The following is a 9398-nucleotide window of genomic DNA, read 5'->3' on the forward strand; positions in this document are numbered from 1 at the left end:
TAGGACCGACAGCAGGCGGGCGAAATCACGCTTCCGCGCCAGCCGTGATCTTCGCGAGGCGCTGTGGCGTCGGCCAGCGGACGCTGTGCACCCAGCCGAACTTCTCGAACAGCCAGATGAACCGGGCAGAGGTGTCGATCTGCCCCTTCTTCACGCCGTGCCGGGCGCAGGTGGGGTCGGCGTGGTGCAGGTTGTGCCATGACTCACCGAAGGACAGGATCGCGAGCGGCCACACGTTGGCCGCCTTGTCCCGGGAGACGAACGGCCGGTCGCCGATCATGTGGCAGATCGAGTTCGTGGACCAGGTCACGTGGTGCAGGATCGCGACCCGCACGAGGCCGGCCCAGAAGAACGCGGTCAGCGCGCCCCACCACGACCAGGTGATGAGCCCGCCGAGGATCGCGGGCAGCAGGAACGTGGCCGCCGTCCAGATCGCGAAGGTGTTGTTGACCTTGACGATGTCCTTGTCGGCGAGCAGGTCCGGGGCGAAGCGCTCCTTGTTGGTGATGTCACGGTCGAACAGCCAGCCCATGTGCGCGTGCCAGAAGCCCTTGGCCAGCGCCAACGGCGAGGTGCCGAACAGCCACGGTGAGTGCGGGTCGCCCTCCTTGTCGGAGAAGGCGTGGTGGCGGCGGTGGTCGGCGACCCAGACGATCGGCGGGCCCTGCACGGCCATGCTGCCGGCGATCGCCAGGGCGATCTTGAGCGGCCGCTTCGCCTTGAACGAGCCGTGCGTGAAGAACCGGTGGTAGCCGATGGTGACGCCGTGGCCGGACAGGTAGAAGAACACGAACGCGAGAATCACGTCGACCCAGGTCAGGCCCCATCCCCAGGCCAGTGGCACGGCCGCGATCAGTGCCGCGAACGGCACGATCACGAAGATGTACACACCCAGCTGGACGGTGTTGTTGCGCTGGCCCACCGTGACCGGCTTCGGCCCCTTACCGGGTGGCGCCGCGCCTCCGGCTGCCTCGTCGAGGGTCGTCGTCATCCCTTGCTACCTCGTCTTCTACTCCAAGTTAGGCGGTCCTCGCCTACGGAACCGTAACTTACGTGTCCCAATGAACCAGGCGAGCGGCCGTCCGACTACTCTCGTGATCCACGTCACACCCATTTGGACGCGCTTGCGCCGTGTTGGGCGGGTACCACTGCCACCGTGTTGGCATGCATGCCACGATGTTCCCGGCGAGGGCGGGAACCACCGGCCTCGATCCGCCGTGGTGTAAAGGCAGCACCTCAGATTTTGGTTCTGATGGTCCAGGTTCGATCCCTGGCGGCGGAGCTGCTCGTGCACGGCGAGCAGCGGCTCAAGGCGTGAAGGTAGGACGGCCACGGTGGATGGCGATTTCGTCGCGTTTGACGATCGCTCAGACGCGTGGTTGGTAGGCCGGTCAAGAGAGCTGCTCGCGATCATCCAGGCCGGTGAGCGCACGGACCTGAGCCGCCACATCGCCGAGATGGACCGCCTCCTGGAAGCGGCCCGCCAGCGCGGCGAGCCCAGGATGATCGCCCAGCTGCTGCGTGCCGCCACCGCCATCCGCGTCGTCGACCCCACCACCGCAGAGGCCGCGAGCGACATGGTCGAGGAGTTCCTCGTCCACTCGCGCAAGCACAACCTGCTGGTGCTCCAGGCCGACGCGCACGCGCTGCGAGGCCTGCGCCTGCTGCTCATCGGCAACGAGGACGACGCGCTGTCCGAGGTCGCGGTCGGCCTCGCGATGCTCGACGAGAAGATCCCGCCGGACCCGACGTTCGACAGTCGCGTGTGGCACGTGCTCATGGCCTCGACGCTCATGGACCTCGGCACCGTGCTCGGCCACCTCGGCGTGTACGAGGTCGCCGACCAGGTGATGAAGAAGGCCAACCGGCACATCCGCAACGGCGCCGGCTCGCACGACATCTCCGTGCACCTGCTCACCCGCACCCGCCTGCAGCTCGGCTGGGGGCTGCGGCTCGAACGCGCGGGCGAGGACGACGCGGCCGCCAGCCACTTCGCCGAGGCGGCGGCCATGGCGGAGGCCATCGAGCTGCCGTTCCGCGAGTCGCTGTTCCGCCGACGGTCCGACCTGCCGGCCGCAGACCAGGTCCCGGTGATCGGCGCGGCACACGCGCTCGCCGACCCGTCGGTCGACCACCTCGAGCGCCTGGTCGGGCTGCTGGAGATCGCCCCGCAACGCGAGCTGCTCTTCGTCGGCGTCGCGCTCGGCCGCTGCCTCGAGGCCTGTGGCCGCATCGAGGAGGCGATCGAGACGATCGGCGCCGTGCAGAAGCGCCTGCACAACACGCCGACGGAGCAGGGTCTGTACCTGTGCGTGATCCGCGAGTTCGCCCGGCTGTCGGCCTCCGACGCGGACGACGGCGGCGAGCGGTACACGAGCGCGCTGTCGCTGTACGTCGCCGAACTGGAAGCACAGCTGTCGGACAACCGTGCGTCCACCAAGGCCACTCTCGACACGCGGCGCGAGCACGAGCGGTTGTCACGGCGGCACGGCACGATCGCCAAGCAGGCACTGCAGGACCCGCTCACCGGGCTGCCGAACCGGCGGGCACTTGACGAGCGGCTGGCCGAGCTTTCCACGCAGATCGGCGAGAAGCCCCTCGCGATCGCGCTGGTCGACCTCGACGGGTTCAAGGGCGTCAACGACCGCATGTCCCACGCCGACGGCGACGACGTGCTGCGGGTGATCGCGAGCACGATCCGCGACACGCTGCGTGGCTCGGACATGGTGGCCCGCTACGGCGGCGACGAGTTCATCGTGCTGCTCCCCGGCGCCCCGCTCGGACCGGCGACGGCCGCGCTGCGCAGGTGCGCCGACGCGGTCGACAGGCTGCCGAAGGACCTCTCGCACGGAGTGACGCTGTCGGTCGGTGTGGTGTCACTGCGCCCCGGCGAGTCGACCACCCGGGCTCTCGCTCGCGCGGACGCGGCCATGTACCAGGCCAAACGCAGCGGCGGCAACGACGTGGTGTCCGAATCGGGCGAAGAGCCGGAACCCGAGGCACCCACCGAGGAGGAGCCGGCCAGCGCTCTGCCGGAGGCCACGTAGGATCGAAAAACCGGGCCGACCGGCCTGGATTCGATCGCGCCAAAGGGAGACGGCTGATGCCGGAGAGCCGTAGTGGGCTCGGTGAAGTCAGCACGATCATTCTCGCCGCCGGCGAGGGCACCAGGATGCGTTCCAGCACTCCGAAGGTCCTGCACCGGTTGGCCGGCCGCTCGCTCGTCGAGCACGCCGTCCGCGCCGCCGCCGGGCTCGGTCCGGTGCGCGTGGCGGTGGTCGTCGGCCATGGCCGGGACGCGGTCACCGAGCACCTCACCGAGGTCGAGAAGAGCATCGACACGGCGATCACCGTCGCCGTCCAGGACGAGCAGCACGGCACCGGGCACGCGGTCCGCTGCGCTCTCGACGTGCTGCCCGGCGACCTCGCCGGCACCGTGCTCGTCACTTACGGTGACGTGCCGCTGCTCGACACCATCACGCTGTCCGCGTTGCTCGCCGAGCACGCGACCGCGAACAACGCCGTGACCGTCCTCACCGCGAACGTCCCGGACCCGCACGGCTACGGCCGGATCGTGCGCGACGCCGACGGCACGATCGCCGAGATCGTCGAGCAGAAGGACACCACGCCGGAGCAGGCGGCCATCACCGAGATCAACTCCGGGGTCTACGCGTTCGACGCGGCGGTGCTCGCCGGTGCGCTCACCGAGCTGTCCACCGACAACGCGCAGGGCGAGCAGTACCTCACCGAGGTGCTCGCCATCGCCCGAGGCGACGGGCACCGCGTCGGCTCGTGGACCTGCGCCGACCCGTGGCTCGTCGAGGGCGTCAACGACCGGGTGCAGCTGGCCGCGCTCGGCGCCGAGCTGAACCGGCGGCTCGCCGAGCACTGGATGCGTGCCGGCGTCACCATGGTCGACCCGGCGACGGTGTGGCTGGACGCGGGCGTCGAGCTGGCCCGTGACGTCGTGCTGGAGCCGAACGTGCAGCTGCGTGGCAGCACGAAGGTCGGCGAGGGCACGGTGGTCGGCCCGGACACCACGCTCACCGACGTGCGGATCGGCGCCGGGGCGAAGGTCGTGCGCACCCACGGCAGCGAGTCGGCCATCGGCGACGGCGCCAACGTCGGCCCCTACGCCTACCTGCGGCCCGGCACGGTGCTGCACGACAGCGGCAAGATCGGCACGTTCGTCGAGGTCAAGAACTCCGAGATCGGCACGGGCACCAAGGTCCCGCACCTGTCCTACGTCGGTGACGCCACCATCGGTGAGTACTCCAACATCGGCGCGGCCAGCGTGTTCGTGAACTACGACGGGGTGACCAAGCGCCGCACCGTCGTCGGCTCGCACGTGCGGACCGGTTCCGACAACATGTTCGTCGCGCCGGTCACGGTCGGCGACGGCGCCTACAGCGGTGCGGGGGCGGTGCTGCGGGCCGACGTGCCACCAGGGGCGCTCGCCGTGTCGGCCGGCGCCCAGCGCAACATCGAGGGCTGGGTGCTGCGCAAGCGGCCGGGCACACCGGCGGCGGACGCCGCGCGCCGCGCCCTCGGCCTGGCGCCTGAGGAGAAATGATGAATGCGAAGTCTGGGACGCCCAAGAAGAACCTGATGTTCTTCTCCGGCCGAGCGCACCCCGAGCTCGCCGAGGAGGTCTCGAAACACCTCAACGTGTCGATCACGCCGCAGTCGGCCTACGACTTCGCGAACGGTGAGATCTTCGTCCGGTTCGAGGAGTCGGTCCGCGGCTGCGACGCGTTCGTCATCCAGAGCCACTGCGAGCCCATCAACCAGTGGGTGATGGAGCAGCTGATCATGGTGGACGCGCTGAAGCGGGCGTCGGCCAAGCGCATCACCGTGATCATGCCGTTCTACCCGTACGCGCGGCAGGACAAGAAGCACAAGGGCCGCGAGCCCATCTCCGCTCGCCTGATCGCCGACCTGTTCAAGACCGCCGGCGCGGACCGGATCATGACCGTGGACCTGCACACCGCGCAGATCCAGGGCTTCTTCGACGGCCCGGTGGACCACCTGTTCGCGCAGACGCTGCTGTCGCACTACGTGCGGGAGAAGTACGGCGCGGAGAACGTCACGGTCGTCTCGCCGGACGCGGGCCGGACCAAGCTGGCGGAGAAGTGGGCGGACGACCTCGGCGGCGTGCCGATCGCGTTCATCCACAAGACCCGCGACCCGCTGCGCCCGAACGAGGTCGTCGCCAATCGGGTGGTCGGTGAAGTGCGCGGCCGGCTGTGCGTGGTGATCGACGACATGGTCGACACCGGCGGCACCATCGCGAAGGCCGTCCAGCAGCTGATCGACGAGGGCGCGGGCGACGTCGTCGTGGCCGCGTCCCACGGTGTGCTGTCGGGTCCGGCGCCGGACCGGCTGTCGTCATGCGGCGCCCGCGAGGTGATCTTCACGAACACGCTGCCCATCCCGGACGGGAAGCGCTTCCCCACGCTGACCGTGCTGTCCATCGCGCCGCTGCTGGCCAGGGCGATCCAGGAGGTCTTCGAGGACGGTTCGGTGACGAGTCTCTTCGACGGCAACGCCTGATTTAGGGGGCGTATAGCGGTCGTCGGGCAGACTTGTCCTTCTTCACCGTTCTACACAGGCCGACGCCGGGCGGAGACGCTTTCCGGCCGGCTTTCTCGGTGCCCGCCTGAACCCGTGCCACACCAACCCACGTCACGGGCCGGGCGGGCATCGTCTTCCCGCGAACCCCCGGGTGCACTTGCGTAATGCCCCGACGTAGACTATCGGGGTTGCCTCGGCGAGGGCGGGCATCGCGCCTGGCGTGATCGACGCGGCGGTCTTAGTGCCGCGTGCCCACCTGTCGCCGTAGGCCGACCGCCGCCCTCAAGGTTTTCACGCAACAAGGAGTGCACCACCGTGTCCGAGGTCCGTCTCGCCGCCGAAGCCCGCACCGAGTTCGGCAAGGGCGCCGCGCGCCGAACCCGGCGCGCCGGCAAGATTCCCGCGGTGCTCTACGGCCACGGTTCCGACCCGAAGCACCTGGCACTGCCGGCGCTCGAGTTCGCCCGCGTGGTCCGTGAGCACGGGCAGAACGCCGTGCTGACGCTGGAGATCGACAGCAACACCGAGCTGGCGCTCACCAAAACCGTCACCACGCACCCGATCAAGAACTACATCGAGCACGTGGACCTGCTGCTCGTCCAGCGCGGCGAGAAGGTCAACGTCGAGGTGCCCATCGTTACAACCGGTGACGCCGCGCCGGGCACGCTGGTCACGCAGGACCTGACCACCATCGAGGTCTCCGTGGAGGCGCTGCACATCCCGGAGCAGTTCGAGGTGTCGATCGAGGGCCTCGAGGCCGGCACGCAGATCACCGCGAGCGACATCCAGCTCCCGGCCGGCGCCGAACTGGCGACGGACGGCGACGCGCTGGTCCTGGCGGTCAACGCGGCCCAGACCGCGGCCGACGTCGAGACCGAGGGCGAAGGCGAAGCGGCCGCCGAGTCCACCGAGGAGTGAGAGCGACGACCGGGCGGTTCCTCCCCAGGAGGGCCGCCCGGTTAGTTTTCTGGCTATGACTTCCGCGGACGAGCCGCTTCTGGTCGTGGGTCTGGGCAACCCCGGCCCCAGGTATGTCGGCAACCGGCACAACGTGGGCTTTCTGGTCGTGGACGAGCTCGCGGCACGGGTGGGCGGCAAGTTCAAGGCACACAAGGGTGGCGCCGAGGTGCTGGAGTGCCGGCTGGCCGGTCGCCGGGTGGCGCTGGCCAAGCCGAGGTCGTTCATGAACGTCTCCGGCGGCCCGGTGGTGGCCACCGCCCGGTTCTACAAGGTGGCGCCGGAGAACCTGATCGTGATCCACGACGAGCTGGACCTCCCGTTCGCGGCGGTGCGCCTGAAACTGGGCGGCGGCGAGAACGGTCACAACGGTCTGCGATCGATTTCCAAATCCCTCAGCACGCGCGACTACCTGCGAGTACGGTTCGGCATCGGGCGGCCGCCGGGCCGGATGGATCCCGCGGACTTCGTGCTGCGGGATTTCTCGGCGACCGAACGCAAGGAGCTGGCGCTGGCCGTCGACCACTGCGCGGACGCGACGGAGGCGCTGGTGGGCAAGGGCCTGGAGGCGGCGCAGAACCTCTTCCATGCACGGTAGGAGCGGGCCTTGGACGTTGTTCCCCTCACCCCGGTGGTCGTCGACTGCGTGACGTTCGACCGCGCCCCACTGGGTCGCCGCGGTTACAACGAGGACCAGGTCGATGATTTCCTGGACCGCATACAGGCCACCCTGGAGGGCAAGGACAACCTGACGGCCCAGTCCGTCCGCGACGCGGTGTTCGACCCCGCCCCATTCATCCGCCGCGGCTACCACGAGGACCAGGTGGACGAGTTCCTCGACCTGGTCGTGGAAGAACTGACCCGCCGCGAAAGCAAGGCCCCGCGGGTGCGCCCCATCCCCGCCGCCCCGCCACCACCGACCGCGGCGGAGCAGACGGCCCCGATGCTGTTCGCGTTGCCCCCGTCCATGCCGTCGCCAAGCACACAACCGCTGACCCGCAAGCAGAGCGAGGACACAGCCAGCGCACCGCCGGCCACCGACAATTCCGGGCCGCACAAACCCGCCGACCACAACCCGGCGACCGCGAGCGAGGCACCCGCTGGCTCCGCCCCGGAACACTCCACGGCCACACTCCCAGAACGCCAATCCCCAGCGAGACCGAGTACCTGGGCCGCCAGCAGCCCAGAACCCCCGGTACCCCCGGTTCCCGCAACCCGACCGAACCCCGAGCCCACGCGGCCGGCAACCCTCACCCCGGCGACCACGGAACGCACCCCACAGGCCGCCGCCCTGGCGCCGACAACCTCGCCTGCGCCAGCCAGCGAACCCTCTTCACGGACCACTCAACCCCCGCCCGCACTCCCGCCGACCCCCGCTCCCGCAACGCCGGCCACTCCCCAACCCACGCCGACGACCGCCCAACCCACGCTCCCGGCGACCCCCGGACCCACACCGGCGGCGACTCCCGGCTCCACACCCCCGGCCGCACAAGAGGCTCGCGAACCCACGCCGCCGGGCGCCCTCGAGTCCGCACCCCCGGCTACGCACCAACGCACTCCCGCACCTCCCGGTGGCACGCCGCCGGAAACCCCCGAACCCGACCGCCCGGCCGCACAAGAGGCTCCCGAACCCACGCCGCCAGCCACCCTCGGGCCCGCAACACCAACCCATCAACCCACGCCAGCGACCGCCCAACCCACACCGCCAGCGACCCCCGAACCCGCAACGCCGAGTGCGCACCAACCCACGCTGGCAACTCCCCAACCCACGCCGTCGGTCGCCCTCAAGTCCGCACCCCCGAACCAGCGCACTCCTGCACCTCCCGACGCCACGCCACCGGAAACCCCCGAAGCCGCACGGCCGGCCGCACAAGAGGCTCCCGAACCCACGCCACCAGCCACCCTCGGGCCCGCAACACCAACCCACCAAGCCACGCCAGCGACCACCCAACCCACGCCACCGGCGACACACGAATCCACACCGGCGACAACTCCCGAACCCACGCCGCAGGGCGCCCTCGAGTCCGCACCGCCGGCTACTCACCGACCCACAGCGGCCACGCCCAAACCCGCCCTGCCGGCTACGGCCGAGCCCGCACCCCTGGCTACGCACCAACGCACTCCCGCGCCCCCCGCCGCCACGCCGCCGGAAACCCCCGAACCCGCAACGCCGGTCGCGCACCAACCCACACCGGCCACCGCCCAACCCACGTCTCCGGCGACCCCCCACCCCGCTGGGCCAGCCACTCACCAACCCACGCTGGCAACTCCTCAACCCACGCCGCCAGGCTCCCTCGAGTCCGCAACGCCGGCCACTCACCAACCCACACCGGCCACCGCCCAACCCACGCCGCCGGCCGTCTCCGGATCAACATCGCCGGCCGCTCAACAAACCACGCTGGCAACCCCCGAACCCACACTGGGAACAACGCCCGCACCCGCGACGGCAAGCAACGAACCCACGCCACAGGCCGCCCAGCAATCCACGCCAGCGATCTTCCCACCAACGCCCTCGGCGACCCACGAACCCGCGACACAGACCACGCACCAACCCACGCCGGCGACTCCCCAATCCACCCTGCCGGCAGCCCCCGAGTCCACACCGCCGACAACCCAACAATCCACGCCAGCGATCTCCCAACCGACGTCTCCGGCAACCCACGAACCCGCAACGCAGAGCGCGCAGCAACCCACACCGGCTACCCACCAACCCACCCTGCCGGCCACCCCCGAGTCCCTACCACCGACCGCCCATCAATCCACGCCAACGATCTCCCAACCAACGCACTCGGCGACCCACGAACCCGCGACACCTAGCGCACATCAACCCACGCCAGCGATCTCCCAACCCACATCTCCGGCGACCC

General features: G+C 70.0%; 7 protein-coding genes and 1 tRNA gene. 7 read left to right on the forward strand and 1 reads right to left on the reverse strand.

Annotation, left to right across the window (positions count from 1 at the left end; translation table 11 throughout):
• Nucleotides 1-25 precede the first annotated feature (25 nt).
• On the reverse strand, nt 26-991 hold the full coding sequence (locus tag VF106_RS04385) for an acyl-CoA desaturase (protein WP_330838234.1): 966 nt from the start codon (nt 989-991) through the stop codon (nt 26-28).
• A 220-nt stretch (nt 992-1211) separates the two neighbouring features.
• On the opposite strand from VF106_RS04385, the gene VF106_RS04390 reads away from it, so the two are divergent.
• From VF106_RS04390 to VF106_RS04420, 7 genes are all read left to right on the forward strand, one after another.
• Nucleotides 1212-1282, forward strand: a tRNA-Gln gene (locus VF106_RS04390).
• A gap of 175 nt (nt 1283-1457) precedes the next feature.
• Nucleotides 1458-3047 carry a GGDEF domain-containing protein gene (locus VF106_RS04395; protein WP_524535848.1) on the forward strand — a complete coding sequence of 530 codons (1590 nt, stop codon included), beginning with the start codon at nt 1458-1460 and terminating at the stop codon, nt 3045-3047.
• Nucleotides 3048-3103: 56 nt separating this feature from the next.
• Nucleotides 3104-4573, forward strand: coding sequence for a bifunctional UDP-N-acetylglucosamine diphosphorylase/glucosamine-1-phosphate N-acetyltransferase GlmU (gene glmU / locus VF106_RS04400; RefSeq protein ID WP_330838236.1), 1470 nt, complete (start codon nt 3104-3106; stop codon nt 4571-4573).
• Complete coding sequence (locus VF106_RS04405; RefSeq protein ID WP_330838237.1) at nt 4573-5553, forward strand: ribose-phosphate diphosphokinase; 981 nt, start codon at nt 4573-4575, stop codon at nt 5551-5553. Before glmU ends, VF106_RS04405 begins: the two co-directional genes overlap by 1 nt.
• A gap of 336 nt (nt 5554-5889) precedes the next feature.
• A complete protein-coding gene (locus VF106_RS04410; protein ID WP_330838238.1) occupies nt 5890-6492 on the forward strand; it encodes a 50S ribosomal protein L25/general stress protein Ctc in 603 nt (200 codons plus the stop codon).
• Nucleotides 6493-6547: 55 nt separating this feature from the next.
• Nucleotides 6548-7129, forward strand: coding sequence for an aminoacyl-tRNA hydrolase (gene pth / locus VF106_RS04415; protein WP_330838239.1), 582 nt, complete (start codon nt 6548-6550; stop codon nt 7127-7129).
• 48 nt (nt 7130-7177) lie between these two features.
• Nucleotides 7178-9398, forward strand: a 2221-nt coding sequence (locus VF106_RS04420) for a DivIVA domain-containing protein (RefSeq protein ID WP_330838249.1), incomplete at its 3' end; no start/stop codon positions are given.

The organism is Actinophytocola sp. (genome assembly GCF_036378875.1).
Classification (GTDB): Bacteria; Actinomycetota; Actinomycetes; order Mycobacteriales; family Pseudonocardiaceae; genus Actinophytocola.

Bases quoted from the DNA above. Each gene is read 5' to 3' on its own strand.
- pth (WP_330838239.1), top strand. From the start codon at position 6,548: ATGACTTCCGCGGACGAGCCGCTTCTGGTCGTGGGTCTGGGCAACCCC.
- glmU (WP_330838236.1), top strand. From the start codon at position 3,104: ATGCCGGAGAGCCGTAGTGGGCTCGGTGAAGTCAGCACGATCATTCTC.
- VF106_RS04395 (WP_524535848.1), top strand. From the start codon at position 1,458: ATGGACCGCCTCCTGGAAGCGGCCCGCCAGCGCGGCGAGCCCAGGATG.
- VF106_RS04405 (WP_330838237.1), top strand. From the start codon at position 4,573: ATGAATGCGAAGTCTGGGACGCCCAAGAAGAACCTGATGTTCTTCTCC.
- VF106_RS04385 (WP_330838234.1), bottom strand. From the start codon at position 991: ATGACGACGACCCTCGACGAGGCAGCCGGAGGCGCGGCGCCACCCGGT.